This is a genomic window from Streptomyces sp. AN091965 (genome assembly GCF_022698285.1).
Taxonomy (GTDB): Bacteria; Actinomycetota; Actinomycetes; order Streptomycetales; family Streptomycetaceae; genus Streptomyces.
Map to the genome: position 1 here is coordinate 2,512,006 of NZ_JALDMY010000001.1, position 20,455 is coordinate 2,532,460.

Annotated in this window: 16 protein-coding genes; 5 read left to right on the plus strand and 11 right to left on the minus strand. The window is 72.9% G+C overall.

The genetic code is table 11. The features are described 5' to 3' along the window. Positions 1–3: 3 nt before the first annotated feature. From MQV74_RS10220 to MQV74_RS10235, 4 genes are read right to left on the minus strand one after another with little or no spacing between them, the layout of a single operon-like run. A complete protein-coding gene (locus tag MQV74_RS10220; RefSeq protein WP_242716059.1) occupies positions 4–1,398 on the minus strand; it encodes an NtaA/DmoA family FMN-dependent monooxygenase in 1,395 nt (464 codons plus the stop codon). After that, a complete protein-coding gene (locus MQV74_RS10225) occupies positions 1,395–2,480 on the minus strand; it encodes an LLM class flavin-dependent oxidoreductase (protein WP_242716062.1) in 1,086 nt (361 codons plus the stop codon). The genes MQV74_RS10220 and MQV74_RS10225 overlap by 4 nt, the downstream gene beginning before the upstream one ends. Before the next feature lie 26 nt (positions 2,481–2,506). Continuing rightward, positions 2,507–4,306: an FAD/NAD(P)-binding protein gene (locus MQV74_RS10230; RefSeq protein WP_242716064.1), complete on the minus strand. Its 1,800-nt coding sequence runs from the start codon at positions 4,304–4,306 to the stop codon at positions 2,507–2,509. Further along, positions 4,303–5,166 (minus strand): amino acid ABC transporter permease, encoded by an 864-nt coding sequence (locus tag MQV74_RS10235; RefSeq protein ID WP_242716066.1) that lies wholly within the window; start codon positions 5,164–5,166, stop codon positions 4,303–4,305. Before MQV74_RS10235 ends, MQV74_RS10230 begins: the two co-directional genes overlap by 4 nt. 626 nt (positions 5,167–5,792) lie before the next feature. Here MQV74_RS10235 and MQV74_RS10240 point away from each other — a divergent pair. Continuing rightward, the gene (locus MQV74_RS10240; RefSeq protein WP_242716068.1) at positions 5,793–6,743 is read left to right on the plus strand and encodes an ABC transporter substrate-binding protein; all 951 of its coding nucleotides are present in this window, start codon (positions 5,793–5,795) and stop codon (positions 6,741–6,743) included. Positions 6,744–6,926: 183 nt separating this feature from the next. Here MQV74_RS10240 and MQV74_RS10245 read toward each other — a convergent pair whose 3' ends face one another. Then, positions 6,927–8,168 (minus strand): DUF5685 family protein, encoded by a 1,242-nt coding sequence (locus tag MQV74_RS10245; RefSeq protein WP_242716070.1) that lies wholly within the window; start codon positions 8,166–8,168, stop codon positions 6,927–6,929. A 387-nt stretch (positions 8,169–8,555) separates the two neighbouring features. Between MQV74_RS10245 and MQV74_RS10250 the strand changes: the two genes are divergently transcribed. Next, positions 8,556–8,999, plus strand: a complete 444-nt coding sequence (locus MQV74_RS10250; RefSeq protein WP_242716072.1) for a cell division protein SepF — start codon at positions 8,556–8,558, stop codon at positions 8,997–8,999. A 9-nt stretch (positions 9,000–9,008) separates the two neighbouring features. On the opposite strand, the gene MQV74_RS10255 is transcribed toward MQV74_RS10250, so the two are convergent. Then, complete coding sequence (locus MQV74_RS10255) at positions 9,009–10,205, minus strand: acyl-CoA dehydrogenase family protein (protein ID WP_242716074.1); 1,197 nt, start codon at positions 10,203–10,205, stop codon at positions 9,009–9,011. 174 nt (positions 10,206–10,379) lie between these two features. Beyond that, positions 10,380–11,999, minus strand: coding sequence for an MFS transporter (locus MQV74_RS10260; RefSeq protein ID WP_242716076.1), 1,620 nt, complete (start codon positions 11,997–11,999; stop codon positions 10,380–10,382). A gap of 319 nt (positions 12,000–12,318) precedes the next feature. Here MQV74_RS10260 and MQV74_RS10265 point away from each other — a divergent pair, with 319 nt between their 5' ends. Beyond that, positions 12,319–13,464 (plus strand): glycosyltransferase family 39 protein, encoded by a 1,146-nt coding sequence (locus tag MQV74_RS10265; RefSeq protein ID WP_242716078.1) that lies wholly within the window; start codon positions 12,319–12,321, stop codon positions 13,462–13,464. A 264-nt stretch (positions 13,465–13,728) separates the two neighbouring features. Continuing rightward, positions 13,729–14,757: a phosphatase PAP2 family protein gene (locus MQV74_RS10270; RefSeq protein WP_242716080.1), complete on the plus strand. Its 1,029-nt coding sequence runs from the start codon at positions 13,729–13,731 to the stop codon at positions 14,755–14,757. A gap of 119 nt (positions 14,758–14,876) precedes the next feature. Here MQV74_RS10270 and MQV74_RS10275 read toward each other — a convergent pair whose 3' ends face one another. After that, the gene (locus tag MQV74_RS10275; RefSeq protein ID WP_138958862.1) at positions 14,877–15,092 is read right to left on the minus strand and encodes an I78 family peptidase inhibitor; all 216 of its coding nucleotides are present in this window, start codon (positions 15,090–15,092) and stop codon (positions 14,877–14,879) included. Positions 15,093–15,627: 535 nt separating this feature from the next. Here MQV74_RS10275 and ctaD point away from each other — a divergent pair. Further along, entirely contained in the window at positions 15,628–17,319 is a 1,692-nt protein-coding gene (gene ctaD / locus MQV74_RS10280) for an aa3-type cytochrome oxidase subunit I (RefSeq protein ID WP_242716082.1), read from the plus strand. Here the strand turns inward: ctaD and MQV74_RS10285 are convergent. From MQV74_RS10285 to MQV74_RS10295, 3 genes are all read right to left on the minus strand, one after another. Next, entirely contained in the window at positions 17,204–18,259 is a 1,056-nt protein-coding gene (locus MQV74_RS10285) for a helix-turn-helix transcriptional regulator (RefSeq protein WP_242716084.1), read from the minus strand. The two genes, ctaD and MQV74_RS10285, sit on opposite strands and share 116 nt — an antisense overlap. 69 nt (positions 18,260–18,328) lie before the next feature. Continuing rightward, positions 18,329–19,192 carry a hypothetical protein gene (locus MQV74_RS10290; protein WP_242716087.1) on the minus strand — a complete coding sequence of 288 codons (864 nt, stop codon included), beginning with the start codon at positions 19,190–19,192 and terminating at the stop codon, positions 18,329–18,331. Further along, positions 19,189–20,454: a glycosyltransferase family 4 protein gene (locus MQV74_RS10295; RefSeq protein WP_242716089.1), complete on the minus strand. Its 1,266-nt coding sequence runs from the start codon at positions 20,452–20,454 to the stop codon at positions 19,189–19,191. Before MQV74_RS10295 ends, MQV74_RS10290 begins: the two co-directional genes overlap by 4 nt. Position 20,455: the final 1 nt, after the last annotated feature.

The following is a 20,455-nucleotide window of genomic DNA, read 5'->3' on the forward strand; positions in this document are numbered from 1 at the left end:
GAATCAACCCTTCCGTGCGGGCTCGGACAGCCCGAGGTGTGAGCGCAGCGTCGCGCCCTCGTATTCCGTGCGGAACGCGCCGCGCTCCTGCAACAGCGGCACCACCCGTTCGACGAACTCGTCGAGCCCGCCCGGCGTCAGGTGCGGGACGAGGATGAAGCCGTCGGCGGCGTCGGTCCGTACGAACTCGTCGAGCTGTTCGGCGACGGCGGCGGGGGTGCCGATGAAGGACTGCCGCCCGGTCGTCTCGATCACCGTCTGGTGGAGGGAGAGGCCCTTGGCCCGGGACAGCGCGCGCCACTTCTCGGCGACCGCGAACCGGTCACCGATCGGCACCCGGCCCTGGACGAGCGTCGGGTCCGGGTCCGGGTCGATGTCGGGCAGCGGCCCGTCCGGGTCGTACGCCGACAGGTCGACGCCCCACACCTGCTCCACGGCCAGGAGGGCGTTCTGCGGCGAGACCTGCAGACGGCGGATCTCGGTGGCCCGCTCCTGCGCCTCGGCCGCGGTGTCGCCGAGGACGAAGGTGACGCCGGGCATGATCTTGAGGTCCTCGGGCGTGCGGCCGTACCGGGCGAGGCGGCCCTTGACGTCCGCGGAGAACGCGCGGCCCGCCTCCAGGGTGCCGTGCCGGGTGAAGACCACGTCGGCGGCCGACGCGGCGAACTCCCGGCCCTCGGGCGAGTCCCCGGCCTGGATCACGACGGGGTGTCCCTGCGGCGGCCGGTCCACGCCGAACTCCCCGGAGAGGGCGAAGTGCCGCCCGCTGTGCGCGAAGGGGCGCGGCCCGCCCGGGGCGCCGTCCGCCCCGGGCGTCCAGGAGTCCCACAGCTCCCGGGCCGTGGCGACGAACTCGGCGGCACGGGTGTACCGGTCGGCGCGGTCGAGGAAGCCGCCGCGCCGGAAGTTCTCGCCGGTGAAGGCGTCGGAGGAGGTGACGACGTTCCAGGCGGCGCGGCCGCCGCTGAGGTGGTCGAGCGAGGCGAGCCTGCGGGCCAGTTCATAGGGCTCGTTGAAGGTCGCGTTGACGGTGGCGGCCAGGCCCAGGCGGTCGGTGACGGCGGCGAGGGCACTGAGGACGGTGAGGGACTCCGGCCTGCCGACGACGTCCAGGTCGTGGATGCGGCCCTTGTGCTCGCGCAGCCGCAGGCCCTCGGCGAGGAAGAAGAAGTCGAAGAGCCCGCGCTCGGCGGTCCGGGCCAGGTGCTCGAACGACGAGAACTCGATCTGCGAGCGCGACCGGGGGTCGGCCCACACCGTGGTGTTGTTCACGCCGGGGAAGTGGGCGGCGAGGTGGATCTGCTTGCGCGCGGAGGACCCGGCCGTACGGGACCCCTGTGTACGGGACCCCTGTGTACGGGGCCCCCGCGGACCCGGCCCCTGGGTGCCGGTCGTCATGACGCCTCCCTCGCGTGCGCCGCGTAGCGGTTGGCGGGCCGGGCGAGGCCCAGGTGGTCCCGGAGCGTGGCGCCCGGGTAGAAGGTGCGGAACAGACCGCGGTGCTGGAGCAGCGAGACCGTGCCGTTGACCAGGCGCTCCAGGTCGCGCCGCGGCTCCACGGGCGTGAGGTGGAAGCCGTCGGCGGCGCCCGCCGCGTGCCAGGCGGCGATGAGGTCGGCCAGGTCGACGGGCCCGCCCCGGTAGAGCGGTCCGTCGGCGGTGGGGTGCGGGCCGCCGCCGTGCCCCGGCTGCGCGGCGTGCTCCCCGCCACCGAGGTCCACGACGAGCGCGGCGAGCACCCGCAGCTCCTCCGGGTCCCGGCCGAGCGCGGCCGCGCGACCGCGCAGATCGGCGCGGGCGGCCCCGGCCTGGGCCGGGCTCGCGGCCCGGACCAGGGCGACGTCCGCGTGCCGGACGGCCACGTCGCGGGTGTGCTCGGCGGTGGCGTCGACGACGACCACGGGGTGGCCCTGCGGCGGCCGGGGCACGATGGAGGGCCCGCGCACGGAGAAGGTGGCGCCCTCGAAGTCGACGTAGTGCAGCTTGTCCCGGTCGATGAAACGGCCGGTGGCCACGTCCCGGATCTCGGCGTCGTCCTCCCAGCTGTCCCACAGCCGCCGGGCGGCGTCGGCGACCTCGCCCGCCTCGCGCCACAGCGCGTCGCGCGGGGCCGTCCGGCGCCGCCCGAACAGCCTGGCCTCGGCCTCGGTCGCGGACACCTCGACGGTCCACCCGGCCCGGCCGTGGCTGACCCAGTCGAGCGTGGCCACGGCCGCCTGCACGTGGAAGGGCTCGGTGTGCGTGATGGTCACGGTGGGCACCAGGCCGACGCGTCCGGTGGCGGGCGCGACGCGGGAGAGCACGGCGAGCGCGTCGAGCCCGCGGCGGGCGAAGCCGTCGCCGAGGGTCACGAAGTCGAGGGCGCCGTGCTCGGCGAGCCGGGCGAGGTCGACGAAGGGCGCGGCGTCGTGGACGCCGGGCAGGTCGACGGCGGCGGCGAGATGCAGCGGGCCTCGGCAGGGGGGTGGGCTTGCGGACATCGGAGTACACCTCTCTCGGGCGGCGGTCACCGCCCGGCCTCGTGAGGGAAGGTCTCGTGCAGGAAGGTGAGGACGGCGCGCGCGGTGGCGTCGTTCTGCCGGAAGGAAGGGCTGTTGGTGCGCGGCCGCGTGAAGGCGCCCGCGCCGCGCGCGTCGGTGTGCGGGCCGAGGGCGAAGCGGCGCGGGTGCGGGCTGCCCGCGCGGTCCCGGACACGGCCGTCGGCGGGGTCGACGGCGAGGAGCCCGTCGGGCGTCTCGGCCACCCCCTCGGCGTGCAGGGCGCGCAGCAGCGGGTCGCGGGTGCGGGCGAGCGTGGGCTGCGGAAGGCGCGCCTCGACCAGGGCGCGGGCCTCCACGTGCTGCCCGGGCACGGTGGCGCTCGTCGCCCGGAACACCCCGTCGCGCGCCTCGATGCGCAGGTCCGCACCGAGGAACCGCACGATCCCCGCGCGGGACAGGGCGAGCAGCTGGCGCAGCCGCGGCCCGGGCGGCCCCGACGCGAGGTAGCTGAAGTAGCCGTGCCACCAGGGGCCGATGTCGCCGAGCCGGGTGAGCTGCCCGTAGACGGAGAGCAGGCCGAGGAAGACGGCCAGGTCGGGGCTGTGCGCGGGGTCGTGGCGCCGGGTCAGGTCGGCGGTGATGTAGGCGCGCAGGCCCTCTTGGAGCCCCGCGTACGAGGAGTGGCGGACGCCGTCCAGCGGGTGGTCGAGGGCGGTGAGGTCGAGCCGGTCGGCGGGGTCGGGCACGGCGGCGGAGACCAGGGCGTGCAGCTCGGGGCTGCCGGGCGGGCAGGCGGCGTACTTCTCGTCGAAGTCGTGCCAGGCGACGGCCGTGCGCTCGGGGTGCGCGCCGAACAGGCGGTGGTAGTGGGCGAAGCCCAGCTCCTTCTCGATCAGCGGCCACACGTCGCGCACGAAGTCGAAGCCGCCGGGCCTGGCGAGCAGCTCGTCGATCTGCGCGGGCCCCAGGTAGCGCGGCAGCGGCGGGCGTTCGCCGTCGTCCCAGCCGTAGCCGAGCTTGGAGTGGTACGGCACGCCGCGCCGCGAGCCGACGTACAGGACCGGCTCGCGGCCCGAGGGCACGTAGGTGTCGCCGTCGTAGCGTCCGCCGCGACCCTCGGTGAGGAGCACCATGAGGTCGACGAAGGCCAGGCCGAAGCCGCGGACCAGCACGTTCTGGCCCGCTTCGAGGGCGTCGAGGTCGCTGTCGGCGGTGAAGTCGGGCGGCAGGTGCACGAGTCCGTGCTCGCGGGCGTGCCGCGCCAGGTGGAGCTGCTCGGCGTCGGGGTCGGCGTCGAGGTGGCCCTGGGCGAGGATCACGAGGTCGCCGAGCAGGGGGCGCGGGCGGCCTTCGAGCCACACCCGCTGGCGGCCCGCGCGGGGCCCGGTCAGACGCAGGGCGCGCCGGGCGTGGTGGTGCACGGTGATGCCCGGCGGCAGCGCGGCCACGGACGTCTCGTACACCCAGCGCAGATAGGCGCCCTGGGTGCGGCGCCCGGCGAAGGTCTGCCCGTCGACGCCCGCCCACTCGTGCAGCGCGGGGCCCGGCCGGACGGGTCCCGCGAGGTCCACGGTGTCGTCGGTGAAGAGGGTGACGTCCTGTGCGTGCGAGTTCATCCACAGGAGCGGCGACTGCCGCTCCCTCCAGATGCGCCCCGGCCCCGGCGGATAGGGGTCGACGAGGTGGATGTCCAGGCGCGCCCCGGCGTACAGGGACGGCGCGTTCGCGGCAATGCGCTCGATGAGGCCGGTGGCGCGCGGGCCCGCGCCGACGATCACGAGCGTGGGCGTCCCCGCCACCGTCGACGAGGCCGTCGCGGTGCTCATCGGGCGAGCTCCGAGCCGCGCGCGTAGTGCCGCTCCACGTAGTACTGCCCGACGCTGAGCACGGAGGTGACGACGACGTACCAGAGCGTGGCGACGAGCAGGAGCGGGATGACCTGGTAGGTGCGGTGGTACACGAGCTGCACGGAGTACAGCAGGTCCTGTACGGCGATGACGCTGACGATCGAGGTGCCCTTGAGCGTGCCGATCAGCATGTTGCCCGCCGGGGGCACGATGGAGCGCATGGCCTGCGGAAGAACGATTCTCCGGAAGCGGCGGGCGCGGCCGAGCCCGAGCGACTGCGCGGCCTCGGTCTGCCCCCGGTCGACGGAGAGGATGCCGCCGCGCACGACCTCGGCGGCGTACGCGGCCTCGTGCAGGGTGAGCCCGATGACGGCGATGGTGACGGGCCCGAGCAGGTCGACGGTCTTGATGCCGAGCAGCGTCGGGTACAGCGCGCCGATGTTGAACCAGAAGAGGAGCTGCACCAGGATCGGCATCGACCGGAAGAACCAGACGTAGCCCCAGCTGACCGCCCGCAGAACGGGGTTGCTCGAAAGCCGGCCGAGGGCGAGCAGGGTGCCGAGCGCGAAGCCGAGGACCATCACGGCGGCGGTCAGCCACAGCGTGAGCCACAGTCCGCGCAGCACGGCCGCAGTGGTGAAGTAGTCGCCGACGACCCCCCACTGGAAGGCGTCGTTGCGCACGACGGAGTTCAGGGCGAGGACGAGCGCCGCGACGACGACGGCCGCGGCCGCCCACTGGCCGAGGTGGCGCCGGGGCACGATGCGGGGTTCGGCCGGATGCTGTCCGGCAGGGTCGGGCCGGTGGACGGCCACCTTGGTGAGGGCGTCGGATGACATGCAAAGGCTCCGATGGTGCGAGTGGTGCCTTCACCTGCGCCGCGTGCGACACGCGGGCCACGCCGGGCCGACCGGCCCGCACGGAGCGAGCCCCTCAGCACGCGTCCGCCTCCCGAGACTACGTGGCACGTCGCGCCCGCTGTCAAGGCCGACCGCCGCGCCGTCTCACACGTCTGTCCAGAATATGAGCCGTACGTCTCAACGCAGTTGACGCCTTTCCGGATGCCTGTTCCACTTGTGCTCATGCATCCGCAGCAGTGGCTGGTCACGCGCTCCCACATCGACTTCGGTCGCGTGTGGTCGGCGTCTTGTTGATGCTCTTCTGAGCCGACCGCCCCGCCGCGCCTCCGGGCCCTTCGCCCACCGCGTCCCACTCTTCGGACCGGTCGTCTCACCCTTCTCCGGTACTCCCGCACGTCGCGTTCCCGCGTTCCCGCACCTCCGTACGCGGCGCGCCCGTACCCCCGTACGGACGCCGTCCCGTACGTCCGCCCTGCCGTAACACCCGTGCGTCCGCGCGCGGTTGCCCCGTCTTCACACGCGTCCGTGGACGCGGCCACACCCCCTCCCCTCGCTCGCCCCCTTTCCGCCCGCCTTCGCGCCCCGACACCGGAGAACGTCACGCCATGCGCACGTCCCGCACGTCCCTGTCCGCCTTCGCCCTGATCACGACCGCCACGCTCGCGCTGACCGCGTGCGGCTCCGGCGGCTCCTCCGACGCCTCGGCGGGCGCGGCGCCCGGGGGCGGGAGCGGCAAGCTCCCGACGACGGACGTCGTGTCGGCGGTGCGGAAGAACGCGAAGGCGGCGGCGCTCCTGCCCGCCGACGTGCGCGAACGCGGCACCCTGAGAATCGGCAGCAGCGTCGGCGGCACCCCACCGGGCTCCGCCTATCTGGAGGACGGCAAGACCGTCGTCGGCCAGGACATCGACTTCGCCGACGCCGTCGCCAAGGCCCTCGGTCTGCGCCTGAAGCGGGAGACCGCGAGCTTCGAGGCGATCCTGCCCGCGCTCGGCAGCGGCAAGTACGACCTGGGCACCGGCAACTTCGGCGTGACGGAGGAGCGGCGCAGGACGATCGACTTCGTCACCTACATCAACGACGGCCAGGGCTTCGCCGTCCGCGACGACAGCAAGCTCAAGAAGGTCACGGACTTCCGTCAGCTGTGCGGTCTGAACGTGGCCACCGGCGCGGGCACCACGTTCGAGGTGACCCTGGAGGACAACAAGCACGTGTGCGCCGACGCGGGCGAGAAGCCGTACAGCGTCAAGACGTACACCGAGCAGGGCGCGATCTGGGGCTCCCTGCAACAGGGCCGCAGCGACGTGGTGATGTCGACCATCAACGGCCTGCGGTACGCGGTGAAGCAGCAGCCCGGCCTGAAGTTCCTCGGCGAGTTCCACCGCCTGGACGTGGGCTTCGCGTTCAAGAAGGGCACGAAGCTGGCGCCCGCGTTCCAGGCGGCGGTCAATCAGCTCATCGAGGACGGGACGTACGACCGCATCCTGAAGAAGTGGGGCACGCGGGCGTCGGCGATCGACGCGTCCCGGATCTCACCGCGGGAGATCAAGGACTGACCCGGCGTCACCCCGGCCGGGCGGGGCCGCGGCTGAGCGCTTCGCTGGAATTCCCGCGACGGGCCGTCGATCGCCTGCGGGACCGTCGTGGCCGGTCGCGCCCGCGCGGCGGAGCCGCATATCGGCACAGCCCCGCGCCCCTGCGGGGCGCTGCCGAACCGCACCACACTTCCACAAGACCGCTCAGCAGTCGCACGCGCAGCACTCGCAGCACTCGCACGGGCAGTCGCAGTCCCGGCAGGCGCCCTTGCGCTTCTTGCGGGACCACGGCCCCTCGTACTCGCGGGCGCAGCACAGCCGGCACGTGCAGCACAGGCCGATCGCGACGAGGCAGCCCGCCCAGAACCCGCGCGGCTTCTTCGGCTCCCCCGACCAGGGGCCGAAGCCCCCGCCGCCCAAGCCGTCGCCGCCCTGTCCGCCCCCGGCCGCGCCGCCGTAGTGGGCCCCGCCGTCCCCGTACGGCGACCCGCCGCCGTACGCGCCGGAGCCGCCGTAGGGCCCCTGACCGCCGCCACCGCCGTACGGGCCGGAACCGGAACCGTCGTACGCCGTCACGGCGTGCCCGCAGGACGCCGTCCCGAACGCCCGGTCCACCGACCGGCCCAGCTCGTGCACGAGCAGGAAGTGCGCGAGCTTGGCGTCGGTGAACTCCACCTCGGCGAGGGCGAGCCGGATGCCGTGCAGCGCGTCGTCGGCGAGGCGGCGCGCCTCGGCGGCGGTGGCGCCGGTGGCCGTGATCGGGTTCCAGGCGCCCGCGGCGGCGTCGGCCTGCCGGTCCTCCACGGCGTCGAGCAGATGCGCGATCCTGCCGAAGAGCCGCCCCGCCTCGGCGAGGGGCTCCGCGTTGCCGGGGCGGCCCCCGAGGACGGCGGTGTGCGCGAAGGCGGCCGCGGTGGCCGTCTCGGTGGGCTCGGTGACGGTGAGCAGGGACGTGCCGGGGCCCGCCAGGGCCTCGATGCCCTCCTGCCGCTCCACGGCGTCGACGAGGACGGCCGTGTCGAAGCCCACGTCGGCGCCGGTGCGCGCGCCCGCCCGGTCCCAGCGCCCGGCGACCCGGCGGGCCGCGGCGGCCACCGGCCTGCGGGCCAACAGGCCGTCGCCGTCGACGACGTGGTCGCGCACCTTCGCCGAGGCGAGCACCAGCGACACGGCGGCGGCGAGCCGGGCGCCCTCGCCGCGGGCGACCGACGCGGTGCGCATGCCGCGCAGCGGACAGGGGCCCGCCGTGCGCCGCCGGCCGGTGGTGCGCTCGACCTGAGCCTCCGTCAGGACCGAGATGATGAGCCCGTCGTAGTTGGTCACGACGCGTGCGAACTGTCCGTGGTCACCGCGCAGCGCGAGGCAGAGCCCGCACAGATGCGCCATCCACTGGTCCTTGAGCCCCTCACCGAGGCGATGGGCACAGGGCCTGACTATTCCGAACAAGACGATTACCCCCGTGTGCTCCCCCGTGCACCGACGCGTCACATGCGTGGCCCAGCGGCGGTCCCGTGCGTGGTCGAACGACTACTGACGGTCCGTCAACGGCAGCTCGGCACCGCGCCACGGACCCCCCGCGGGCATCGTAGCGAGCGGCCCGTTCACCCGTACGCACCGCTCGTCACCCGGACGCCGAGAGAAATCATATTTCACTCACAGTCAGCAGCCCGGCACGGCAATCCCCTTGAAGAACCACGCGTGTCGGCCCGTTGACTGTGCACCAGTACCGTCACGAAACCCCTGCCCGGCGTCTATCCCCTTGGCGCACCATCCGCATCATGGACGACGATAGGGGTGCGGAACACGAGCAGACCGCAGCGAGAGGAGGCGTCCATGGGATCGGTGCGCAAGGCGAGTGCCTGGCTTGGCCTCGTCGACGACAACAACGACGAGCGTTACTACGACGGCTACGAAGACGACGGGGCCGAGGGCCCCGAGTCCGACGCCTGGGTCACGGACCCGCGCGTGAAGGTGGCGTCGGACGCGGCCGAGGAGAAGGGCGCCAGGATCGGCACCGTCACGCCGGACAGCTTCCGCGACGCCCGGGGCATCGGCGAACTCTTCCGTGACGGGGTTCCGGTCATCGTGAACCTCACGGCGATGGAGCCCGCCGACGCCAAGCGCGTGGTGGACTTCGCGGCCGGGCTCATCTTCGGTCTGCGCGGGTCCATCGACCGGGTGGCGCACCGCGTCTTCCTGCTGACCCCGGCCCACACGGAGATCGTCAACGGCGAGGGCCCCGGCCGCCGCGCCGACGGCTTCTTCAACCAGAGCTGAGGCGGGGCCTCACCGGAAGGCGTCGATTCCGGTGAGCGCCTTGCCGAGCACCAGCTGGTGCATCTCGACGGTGCCCTCGTAGGTGAGCACCGATTCGAGGTTCGTCGCGTGCCGCATCACGGGGTATTCGAGGGAGATCCCGTTGGCACCGAGGATCGTGCGCGCGGTGCGGCAGATCTCGATCGCCTCCCGTACGTTGTTGAGCTTGCCGAAGCTGACCTGCTCGGGCCGCAGGGTCCCGGCGTCCATGCGCCGCCCGAGGTGGTGCGCGAGCAGGATCCCCTTGTGCAGTTCGACCGCCATGTCGGCGAGCTTGGCCTGGGTGAGCTGGAAGCCGCCGATGGGCCTGCCGAACTGCTCCCGGGTCCTGGCGTACTCCACGGCGGCCTCGAAGCTGGCGCGGGCCGCGCCCATCGCGCCCCAGGTGATGCCGTAGCGCGCGTGCGTGAGACAGCTCAGCGGGCCCTTGAGCCCACTGGCGCCGGGCAGCACCGCGTCGGCGGGCAGCCGCACCTCTTCCAGGACCAGCTCACTGGTGACGCTGGCGCGCAGCGACCACTTGTGCTTGATCTCGGGGGCGGAGAAGCCCGGGGCGTCGGTGGGCACCGCGAAGCCGCGGATCCCGTCGTCCGTCTGCGCCCACACCACGGCCACGCCCGCGACCGAGCCGTTGGTGATCCACATCTTGCGGCCGGTGAGGACCCAGTCGGTGCCGTCCTTCTTCGCGTACGTGCGCATGGAGCCCGGGTCGGAGCCGTGGTCGGGCTCGGTGAGGCCGAAGCAGCCGATGGTCTCGCCCGCGGCCATCCCCGGCAGCCACCGCTGCTTCTGCTCCTCGGAGCCGAACCTCCAGATCGCGTACATGGCGAGCGAGCCCTGGACCGAGACGAGCGAGCGGATGCCGGAGTCGGCCGCCTCCAGCTCCAGGCAGGCGAGCCCGTACTGCACGGCGCTGGCGCCCGCGCAGCCGTAGCCGGTGAGCGACATGCCGAGCGCCCCGATCGAGCCGAGCTCGCGGGCGAGCTCCCGCACCTGGGGCAGCTCGCCGGTCTCGTACCACTCGGCGATGTGCGGGAGCACGCGGTCGGCCGCCCAGGACCGGACGGTGTCGCGGACGGCGAGGTCCTCAGGGGCGAGGAGGTCGTCGACGCCGAGCGGGTCGGCGGGGTCGAAGGGCGGGCGGGTGCGGCTGCTTGCGGACGACATGCGGGGCCTCCGGCGGGGCGTTCTTAACTAGCACTGGTAGTCAGTCACGGCTCGGCCTGACGCTACGACGCGCGGTCCCCCGCGTCCAGAGCGACCGGCCACGCTGGATCTTTCAGCCCGTCCGGCGTCCGGGGACGAGGCCGAAGGCCGATCAGGGCCCCGCCGGGGTGCGCCTCAGCGGAGGGACTTCGCGGGAAGGCCCGCGCCGTCCCGGGGCACGGGTATCCCCGGTTCGCCCTGCCCGGCCGGGCCGCCGCAGTCCATGCGGCGCGGCAGCCGCAGGGCCGCGAGCGCGCCGAGCAGCAGCAGTCCCGCACTGACCAGGAGGGTCACGTGCAGGCCGTGGACGAAGGAGTCCCGCGCGGCGGACCGCAGGGCCTCGCCCTGTCCCCCGCCGAGCCGGTCGGCGACCTCGTAGGCCTCGCCGAGGGAGTGCCCGGCCGCCGCGCTGTCGGCCGCGGGGACGCCCCGCACGGAGGAGAGCCCGGGCGCGTACGCCGCGTTCATGACGCTGCCGAGCAGGGCGATGCCGATGCCCGCGCCCAGCTGGTAGGAGGTCTCACCGATGGCCGCGGCGCCGCCGGCCTGGGTCTGCGGGGCCTCGCTGAGCATGGACTCGTACGCCCCGAAGAGAGTGGTCTCCAGGCCGAAGCCGAGCAGCACGAAGCCGGTGAGCAGCAGCGGGGCGTTGTCGTCGCCGCCCATGCCGGTCAGCGCGACCACGGCGAGCGCGGTGAGGCCGAAGCCGCAGGCGACCATGCGGCGCGGTCCGAAGCGCTGGAGCAGCCGGGAGCCCGCGAGGCCCGCGGCCATGGCGGCGATGGTGAGCGGAAGGAGTCGGAGGCCGGTCTCCAGCGGGGACAGGCCGAGCACCAGTTGCAGGTACTGGGCGGCGATCAGCTCCAGGCCGACGAGGGCGAGCATCGCGAGCACGATGCACCCGACGGACGTGCTGAACGCGGGCCGCGTGAACATCGCCAGGTCGACGAGCGGATGCGTGCGCCGCCGCTGTCTGCGGACGAAGGCGACGAGCAGCCCGCCGCCGACGGCGAGGGCAAGCAGCGTCGTCGAGCCGAGCGGCGACTCGCCGCCGCCGAGCCGCTTGACGCCGAGGACGAGGCAGAAGAGCCCGCCCGCCGCCATCAGGGCGCCGACGACGTCCCACGGTCCGTTGCGCTCGCCGGTGGACTCGGGCAGCAGCCAGCGGCCGACGGGCAGGCTGATGAGCATCAGCGGGATGTTGATGAGGAAGACCGAGCCCCACCAGAAGTGTTCGAGCAGGAAGCCGCCGAGCAGGGGCCCGACGGCCGCGCCCACGGCGGCCACCGCGCTCCAGATGCCGATGGCCAGCGCCCGCTCGCGCCGGTCGGGGAAGACCTGGCGCAGGATCGAGAGGGTCGCGGGCATGATCATGGCGCCGCCGACGCCGAGCAGCGCGCGGGCGGCGATGAGCACCTGCGGGGTGTCCGCGAGCGCCGCGACCGCCGAGGCCACGCCGAACAGGCCGTAGCCGAGCAGCAGCACCCGTCTGCGCCCGACGCGGTCGCCGAGCGTGCCGAACAGGATGAGCAGCGAGGCGCAGACCAGCGGATAGATGTCCACGATCCACAGCAGCTCGATCGCGCCGGGCTTGAGGTCCTCGGTGACGGCGGGCACGGCGACGTGCAGGACGGTGGCGTCGACGGCGACGAGCAGCAGGCTGACGCAGAGGACGACGAGCACGACCCAGCGGTTGGCGCCCGCGCCGGGGGGCCGACGGCCGGATGGAGCGGCGGCCGTGGTCGTCCCGGACATGTGCGTACCTCCCAGTGATACCTCGCGAAATGCGGCCCAGCGGGATCCCGTGGGACCCAACGGGATCAGGTCGTCCGGCTGTGGCGGCTGTGAACAGCGAGTGGCCGTCAGCGTACGCGAGTCCACGCGCGCCGCGCGTGGCGGACCTCTCACGGTTGCCCCGAGAGCCTGTGGCATACGCCACAGCGAAAAGCCTGTCCGGCGCTTGAGGACGAGGCGCGAAGCGCCAACACGGGGGGAAAGGGGCGCAGCCCCATGCGCACGGGACACCCGGGAGGCGACGGGGAAGGGCATGAGGGGGACGGGGATAATCGCCCGGGTGACCGATCTTGAAAAGCCCCCCGCGGGGAAGGCCACCGAAAGGCGCCACGCGGCAGCGACCGCGCTGCTCGTGTACGCGGGGGTGCGCGCCCTGGGACTCGCGGTCCTGGCCGGGTGGTCCGCGGGGACCGGCAAGAGCCCGCACACGCTGCTCTCCGCCCGCTGGGACTCCCTCTGGTACGTGCGCGTGGCCGAGCACGGCTACGGCTGGGAGGTGACCCTGCCGGACGGCAGCGTGCACTCCAACCTCGCGTTCTTCCCGCTGCTCCCCTGGCTGGAGCGGCTGGTGGCGGCGGTCGGTCCGCTGGGTCACGCGGACGCGGGCCTGCTGGTGAGCGCGGTCGCCTCGCTGTGCGCGGCGGGCGGCATCTTCGCCGTCGCGGACCATGTGTACGGACGCCGGGCGGGCGTGTGCGCCGTGGCGCTGTGGGCGGTGCTGCCCGTCGGCATCGTGCAGTCGATGGCGTACAGCGAGTCGCTGTTCACGGCGCTCGCCGCCTGGTCGCTGTACGCGGTGCTCACGGGACGCTGGGTGACGGCGGGACTCCTCGCCTCCCTCGCGGGCCTGACCCGGCCGGTGGGCGGGGCCGTGGTCCTGGCGCTGTGGGCGGCGGCGGTCCTCGAAGTGCGCCGCCGGGGACGGATCGACCTGCGCGTCGCGCTCGGCGCGCTGCTCGCCCCGCTCGGGGCGGCCGCCTACGTCCTGTGGGTCGGGCACCGCACGGGCGGCGGCCTCCTCGGCTACCTCGACGTACAGGAGGGCTGGGGCAACGGCTTCGACGGCGGCTACGCCTTCGCGCGGTTCATCGGCGACAAGTTCACCTCCGTGCCGGGCGCGCTCGCCGGGCTCGGCCTGATCGTCGGCGTCGCGCTGCTGATCCGGCTGTACGTCGCCGGGGTGCGGCAGCGCCAGCCGCTGCCGCTGCTCGTCTACACCGGGGTCGTCCTGGTGCTCGCCCTGTGCGCCGCGGGCTACTTCGGCTCCAAACCACGCCTGCTGATGCCCGCCTTCCCCCTGCTGCTGCCCCTCGCGGTGGCGCTCGCACGGCTGCGGACTTCGCGATCGGTGCTGGTCATCAGTGGGGTGGCCGTGGCCGGCGCGGTGTACGGGGCGTTCTGGCTGAACGGCTCGGGGCCACCCTGATCACGCCAAGATCATTTATCCGGGCGCACCCTCCGGGCCGCCCGGTGAGCACCCGGAGAATTCCGCACCAGATCCCGGTGAACGAATTCATAAGCGCCCTAAAACCCGGGGGGCGACGATCAACGAATTGGGTATAACGGCCCTGATTGAAAAGGCATTCCGGCGGGAATACGCCGGGACCTGAGAGCAATGCCACATCACATCGTCATCACAACCCCACCGATTCGACCGGGAACGGCGCTCACTCGCTGTAACGTCGATTGGGTGCGTACCGAACGAAACCTGACCCGTCTGGACCGGCTCTTCGCCCGTCTTGACCGTGAGCCGGAACGGCCGGTTCACCTCGATGTGCCGAGGATGAGCCGGCACAGAGTCGTGCTCTTCAGCGCGACCCTGGCGTTCTACCTCGCCATCGTGGTCGCCGTCCTGGCCACGTCCTGGCTCGTGCGGTTCGACTGGCAGGTCATGTTCTTCCGGCCCTACCAGCAGTGGCCCGAGATCCACGGCTTCCTCGACTACTGGGTCGTGCTCGGCCAGCGCGGCCCCACCGCCGTGATGGTCGCGGCCTGGCTGGGCTGGCGCTCCTGGCGGCAGCACACGCTCCGCCCGCTCCTGATGTTCGGCACGGCCCTGCTGCTCCTCAACGCCACGGTGGGCGCCGCCAAGATCGGCATGGGCCGCCTCGGCCCGCACTACGCCACCGTGATCGGCTCGAACGAGATGGGGCAGGGCGGCGATATATTCCCTTCGGGCCACACCGCCAACGCCGTCGTGACCTGGGGAATCCTCGCCTATCTGGCCTCGACTCCGGTGACCCGCCGCTATCTTTCGGCACTGTCCGCCGTGGTCTCCCTGAGCGTCGGCCTCACCACCGTCTACCTGGGTACGCACTGGCTGAGCGACGTCTTCCTCGGCTGGGCCGCGGGCCTGCTCATCCTGCTCGCGCTGCCCTGGTTCGAGCCGCTCGTCGCCCGGGTCGAGCCGTTCGCGCTCGGCCTCTGGCACCGCCTCCGGGCCCGGCCCCCGGTCACCGTCGGCCCCGCCCCGGCGCTCGTGCCGCAGCGGTCGGCGACGGGCGCGGGCGCGGCCCCGGCCGCCGACAAGGGCTCCGGCGAGCAGCCGCCGGTGCGCGAGCCCGTCGCCGCGGGCCGGACCCGCACCCCGGCCTATCTCGCCCCCGGCCCGCACACGGCCCGCCACGAGCGCACCCCGGTGACCCCTGCGGGCCCCCGCCGCCCGCCGCACGCGGACCGGGTGCGCGGCGCCTCGGCCCGGCCCGTCACCGGCGCCTGACCCACCCCCCAAGGACCGCGGGACCGGTACGCACAGCTGACTCCCGCACCGCGAAGGCCCCGGCTCCGCCACGGAGCCGGGGCCTTCGTACGGGACGGCCCGCGTACGGGACGCCGGGCTCAGCCCTTCCAGCAGCGCTTCACCCGGCCGCCCTCGACCTCGAAGTTCAGCCGCCCCGCGAGGTACTCCATGGTGATGAACGTGCCCGGCGGCAGGGACCTGACGGTGGACCACCCGCGGGCGCGCGCCCTGCTCTCCGCTTCGGCGGCGTCGAGGCCGACATAGGAGTCCGGGGTGTCCTGGGGCTCGGCGGGCGGGGTCGGGATGGGTGCCATACCGGCCACGTTAGGCGGCCGATTCCCGCGGGGGAAGGCCGGAGCGCGGCACCATGCGTCACGGATCCCCCTCCGGTCACGCTTTTGTCACAGGATCACGACGCGCGTTTCGCCCTAACTCCGTCACACGTACGAGCGGTTCCGCCCTCGCTACGGCGGAATTCCGGCCGAACTCCGAAGCTCTTGCGCCCCTCTTGAGGCACCGTCGGAAAATCCCGCCCGGCCCCGTCCGAGGAGCGTATGAAACCTCGCGCGAATACTTTCCGAAACCTTCTGCCGATCCTCCGCATTCCGGATTCCCGGGCGCCGCGCGGAAGCCGGCGGAGTACGGGGAATTCATGATTCCTCTCCCGCTCGCCGCGCGTCCCGCGCCCGCTCACCGCCCCTTCCCCGCACACTTCCCGCCCCCGCGCTCCCGCGAGCCGGAGCGCGCCCCGGCGCCGGAGTGCCGTACGCCCTCTGTCGGAGTCGGGGGCACACGAGCATCATGGCCTGTGCTTCGGGCAGCCCAGGACGCGACAGCGAAGGGGCAAGCATGGGGACGCAGACGGTGGGGGCGGCGGCGGAGCGCCCGGCGCGGCGGCGGACGCGGGGCGCGATCCTCGTCGACTGGCTGACCACCACCGACCACAAGAAGATCGGCCACCTCTATCTGATCACGTCGTTCGTCTTCTTCCTGATCGCCGGGGTGATGGCGCTCCTGATGCGCGCCGAGCTCGCCCGCCCCGGGCTCCAGATGCTGACCAACGAGGAGTTCAACCAGCTCTTCACGATGCACGGCACGATCATGCTGCTGCTGTTCGCGACGCCGACGTTCGCGGGCTTCGCCAACGAGATCATGCCGCTCCAGATCGGCTCGCCCGACGTGGCGTTCCCGCGGCTCAACATGCTCTCGTACTGGCTGTTCCTCTTCGGCGGTCTGATGGTGCTCGGCTCGCTGCTCGTGCCGAGCGGTCCGGCGGCCTTCGGCTGGTTCGCGTACGCGCCGCTCAACAGCTTGGAGCGCTCTCCCGGCATCGGGGCCGACCTGTGGATCATGGGGCTCGCGCTCTCCGGGTTCGGCACGATCCTCGGCTCGGTGAACTTCCTGACCACCATCATCGGGATGCGCGCGCCGGGCATGACGATGTTCCGGCTGCCCGTCTTCACCTGGAACGTCCTCTTCACCTCGGTCCTGGTGCTGATCGCGTTCCCGGTGCTCGCGGCCGCCCTGCTCGTCCTGGAGGCGGACCGGCGCTTCCACTCCGTGGTCTTCGACGCCCAGTTCGGCGGTGCGCTGCTGTGGCAGCACCTCTTCTGGTTCTTCGGGCATCCGGAGGTCTACATCATCGCGCTGCCGTTCTTCGGCATCATCACCGAGATCATCCCGGTGTTCAGCCGGAAGCCGATCTTCGGCTATCTGCCGCTGGTCGGCGCGACGATGGCGATCACCGGTCTGTCGGTGGTCGTGTGGGCGCACCACATGTTCGCGACGGGCGCGGTGCTGCTGCCGTTCTTCTCGTTCGTGTCGTTCCTGATCGCGGTGCCCACCGGGGTGAAGTTCTTCAACTGGACCGGCACGATGCTCAAGGGCTCGCTGTCCTTCGAGACGCCGATGCTGTGGGCGGTCGGCTTCCTGGTGTCGTTCCTGTTCGGCGGGCTCACGGGCGTCCTGCTCGCCTCCCCGCCGATCGACTTCCACGTCACCGACTCGTACTTCGTCGTGGCGCACTTCCACTACGTGGTGTTCGGCACGGTCGTCTTCGCGACCTTCGGCGGCTTCTACTTCTGGTGGCCGAAGTTCACCGGCAAGATGCTCGACGAGCGGCTCGGCAAGATCCACTTCTGGACGCTGTTCGTGGGCTTCCACACCACGTTCCTGGTCCAGCACTGGCTGGGCGCGGAGGGCATGCCCCGGCGGTACGCCGACTACCTGGACGCGGACGGCTTCACGGTGCTCAACACCCTCTCCAGCATCGGCGCCTTCCTGCTCGGCATCTCCACGCTGCCGTTCCTCTACAACCTCTGGAAGACGGCCAAGTACGGCGAGAAGGTGGACGTCGACGACCCCTGGGGCTTCGGCCGCTCCCTGGAGTGGGCGACGTCCTGTCCGCCGCCCCGGCACAACTTCGTCACGCTCCCCCGGATCCGCTCCGAGTCCCCCGCGTTCGATCTGCACCATCCGGAGTACGCGGCGTTCCGGGCGCCGGACGACCAGGTGCGGCACCCCGGTCCAGGGCCCGGCTGAGCACGTCCCTGAGGGAGCGGATCCGGTCGAGCACCTCCACGGGCTCGACCACCTCGAACTCGAAGCCCAGGAACATCACGTGGAAGACCAGGAACTCCAGGCTGGCCGCCCCCGTGCGCAGCAGACAGGTGTGCTCTGTCTCCGCCTCCAGAGTGCCGTCCAGCGGCTTCACCCGCTGCGTGGCCTCCTCCAGGGACACGAAGAGGCGGACCGTGGACTGCTCGGCGTAGGCGCGGGTGGACACGCCCCGGGAGACGTAGGCGGCGAGGTCGTCGGCGGGCGGGGTGCGGGGCGCGCAGCGCGGGCCGTGCGGCGGCCGGGGCGTGATCCGGTCCGCGCGGAACGTGCGCCAGTCCTGCCGGTCCAGGTCCCAGGCGACGAGGTACCAGCGGCGCTCGGTGCACACCAGGCGGTGCGGCTCGACGGTGCGGCGGCTCGAACCGCCGCCGTGGTCCAGGTAGTCGAAGCGCAGGCGTTCGGAGTCCCGGCAGACGGCGGCCAGGTCGGTGAGGACGGAGGCGTCGACGGCCTGCTGCCGGGGCGCGTGCAGCATCGGCACCGTGAAGGCGTTCAGGGCGCCGACCCGCCGCCGCAGCCTGCTGGGCAGGACCTGTTCGAGCTTGCCGAGGGCCCGTACCGAGCTCTCGCCGATGCCCTCGATGCCCTGTCCCGCGGCGGTGCGCAGGCCCACCGCGACGGCGACCGCCTCGTCGTCGTCGAGCAGCAGCGGGGGCAGCTGGGCGCCCGCGCCCAGCTGGTAGCCGCCGCCGGTGCCGGGGCTCGCGTTGACGGGGTAGCCGAGCTCGCGCAGCCGGTCCACGTCCCTGCGGATGGTGCGCGCGGTCACGCCGAGGCGCTCGGCGAGGTCAGCGCCCGACCATTCCCGGTGGGCCTGCAACAGCGAGAGCAGGCGGAGCAGTCGTGCGGAGGTCTCCAACATGCGGCCGATTCTGCCGCCTCTCGCGGACAGCTACGGTCCGCGATGGAGGCCTCCTCCCGGCGCGTGCCCTCAGTCGCCGACGGCCATCGCCCTTACGCGCACCGCCAGGTCGTTGTCGTTGGTGTAGTACGGGCCGGCCTCGACCGGTCCGTCCGGGCCTTCGAGGGCCGTCACGGGATAGGTGAAGATCGGCTTCTTGTCCGCCACGTCGTCGAGCAGCCGGGCCAGGCGCACCCGCGGCCCCTCGTCACCCCCGGGCAGCAGCCACAGGTCCCAGGGTCCGTGCCCGGCGGCGAGGTCCTCGTACCGCAGCGTGACGTCGAACTCCGGCCCGTCCGCCGTGACACCGGCGCGCACGACCCGCTCGGGCTCCTTGCGGAACACGGCCTCGACCCGCGCCCGCGCGGCGAGCTCCGTGCCGTACACGCGGCCGCGCGCCGTGAGCCCGGTGTCGGTGATGCGCAGCTCACCGGCCTCCGCGTGCGGCGCCCGGACCCAGGCGCGCACCGAGAGGTTGCCCTGCTTGGTGGCGTACGGGATGCGCACGGAGACGTGGCCGCGGCTGCCGCTGGGCGCGCGGTCGACGAGCGAGCGCAGGTCGTTGACGCCGGGCATGAGCCGGCGCGGCTCCCCGCCGTCCACGAGGGCGTACGCGTTCCAGCGGCCCTCGGCGAGCTCGACGCTGCTGGGCAGCGCGGCGCGCAGCCGCCCGTCGCCCGCGGGAGTCAGGGGCAGCCGCACCTCGGCGACGGGGTCGGAGTCCCTGCGGCGCAGCAGCAGATGCGCGGTGCCCGCCTCGCCGGGGTCGGTGACGTCGAAGGTCAGACCGCCCGCGGAGTCGGCGATGCAGTCCGCCCGGGGCGGGGGCGCCTGCCCGGGCCCTCTCGCGTCGTCACGGGATCCGATGGTGTCCTGGGTGGACACGGCCGTCATGCCAAGCGCCCCTTCGTCGGTGCGGTTCTTCCGGCGTCCCGAACGGCGTACGCGCCGCCGAGCAGCGCTCCCCTGGCGCGGTGCATCGTGCCGCGCATCCGGCCGCCCAGCGAGCCGCCGCGCTGGAGCATGCCGTGGAACATCACCTCGTAGCGCTCGGCGATGCGGGCCGGGTCGAAGCGTTCGGAGTCCTCGAGCGCGGCGTCCGCCATCCGGTGCCGCAGCGCGTCGTCGTTGATGAGTTCGAGCAGGCCGCCGGCCATGGCGTCGGCGTTGCCGACCTCGACGAGACGGCCGTCGACGCCGTTCTCGATGATCTCGCCGGGGCCGTGCGGGCAGTCGGTGGAGACGACCGGGAGGCCGCAGCGCATGGCCTCGACGATGGTCATGCCGAAGGACTCCAGGCTGGAGCTGACGGCCGCGATGGAGCCCTTGGCCCACTCGGGCTCGATGGGGTGGGCGGGGCCCATGAGGAAGACGTGGTTGTACAGGCCGAGGTCGTCGATCAGACGGCGCAGCTTCTCCTTCTGGCGGCCGCCGCCGTAGATCCGCAGGCGCCAGTCGGGGCGCTCCCTGCGCACCTTGTCGAAGGCGCGGATCAGCAGGTCGTACCGCTTGACGGGGGCGAGCCGCCCGGCGGCGACGACCCACTTGTGGGAGCCGTCGGCGGGCTCGATGCCGGGCGCGGGCACCGGGTTCGGCACGGCCTGGACGTGCACGCCGGGCAGCCGCATCCGCCTGCGGTAGTCCCGCGCGTCGGCCTCGGTGGTGGTGGTGAGGACGTCGAGGCGGGGGTAGACGCTGCGCAGCTGGAGGCGCAGTTCGTCGGAGTGGCTGTCGAGCGTGAGGTGCTCCTGGCCGACGCGCAGCACGCCGCGCCGGGTCTGCCGGGCGACGTGCACGTTCAGGCCGGGCCTGGTGCCGATGACGACGTCGGACCGCAGGGACCTGAGGTGGGCCTCGATGCGCTGGTCGGTGAGGGCGCTGTACTGCGCGTAGCGGCCCTCGGCGCTGGGGAAGACGCGGGCCGGGGTGGTGTGGGCCGCGCTGTCGCCCTCGTATCCGGGGCTGTCCTTCCTGATGTCCACGAGGTGGCTGAGCCGGATCCGCGGGTCCGGCGCGAAGACCGGCTCGTCGCGGTGGCGCAGCACCGAGACGATCTCCACGTCGTGCTGCTCGGCGAGGGTGTTCGCCAGGTTGTACGTGGTCCGGATCGTCCCTCCGATCCCGTACGCGTTGTGAATCAGGAAAGAGATATGCATA

What these genes read in the sequence shown, in the direction of transcription:
- MQV74_RS10220 (WP_242716059.1), bottom strand. Translation starts at nt 1,398, where the DNA reads ATGACGACCGGCACCCAGGGGCCGGGTCCGCGGGGGCCCCGTACACAG.
- MQV74_RS10285 (WP_242716084.1), bottom strand. Translation starts at nt 18,259, where the DNA reads ATGTTGGAGACCTCCGCACGACTGCTCCGCCTGCTCTCGCTGTTGCAG.
- MQV74_RS10255 (WP_242716074.1), bottom strand. Translation starts at nt 10,205, where the DNA reads ATGTCGTCCGCAAGCAGCCGCACCCGCCCGCCCTTCGACCCCGCCGAC.
- MQV74_RS10295 (WP_242716089.1), bottom strand. Translation starts at nt 20,454, where the DNA reads ATGCATATCTCTTTCCTGATTCACAACGCGTACGGGATCGGAGGGACG.
- MQV74_RS10260 (WP_242716076.1), bottom strand. Translation starts at nt 11,999, where the DNA reads ATGTCCGGGACGACCACGGCCGCCGCTCCATCCGGCCGTCGGCCCCCC.
- MQV74_RS10230 (WP_242716064.1), bottom strand. Translation starts at nt 4,306, where the DNA reads ATGAGCACCGCGACGGCCTCGTCGACGGTGGCGGGGACGCCCACGCTC.
- MQV74_RS10235 (WP_242716066.1), bottom strand. Translation starts at nt 5,166, where the DNA reads ATGTCATCCGACGCCCTCACCAAGGTGGCCGTCCACCGGCCCGACCCT.
- ctaD (WP_242716082.1), top strand. Translation starts at nt 15,628, where the DNA reads ATGGGGACGCAGACGGTGGGGGCGGCGGCGGAGCGCCCGGCGCGGCGG.
- MQV74_RS10250 (WP_242716072.1), top strand. Translation starts at nt 8,556, where the DNA reads ATGGGATCGGTGCGCAAGGCGAGTGCCTGGCTTGGCCTCGTCGACGAC.
- MQV74_RS10275 (WP_138958862.1), bottom strand. Translation starts at nt 15,092, where the DNA reads ATGGCACCCATCCCGACCCCGCCCGCCGAGCCCCAGGACACCCCGGAC.
- MQV74_RS10225 (WP_242716062.1), bottom strand. Translation starts at nt 2,480, where the DNA reads ATGTCCGCAAGCCCACCCCCCTGCCGAGGCCCGCTGCATCTCGCCGCC.
- MQV74_RS10240 (WP_242716068.1), top strand. Translation starts at nt 5,793, where the DNA reads ATGCGCACGTCCCGCACGTCCCTGTCCGCCTTCGCCCTGATCACGACC.
- MQV74_RS10290 (WP_242716087.1), bottom strand. Translation starts at nt 19,192, where the DNA reads ATGACGGCCGTGTCCACCCAGGACACCATCGGATCCCGTGACGACGCG.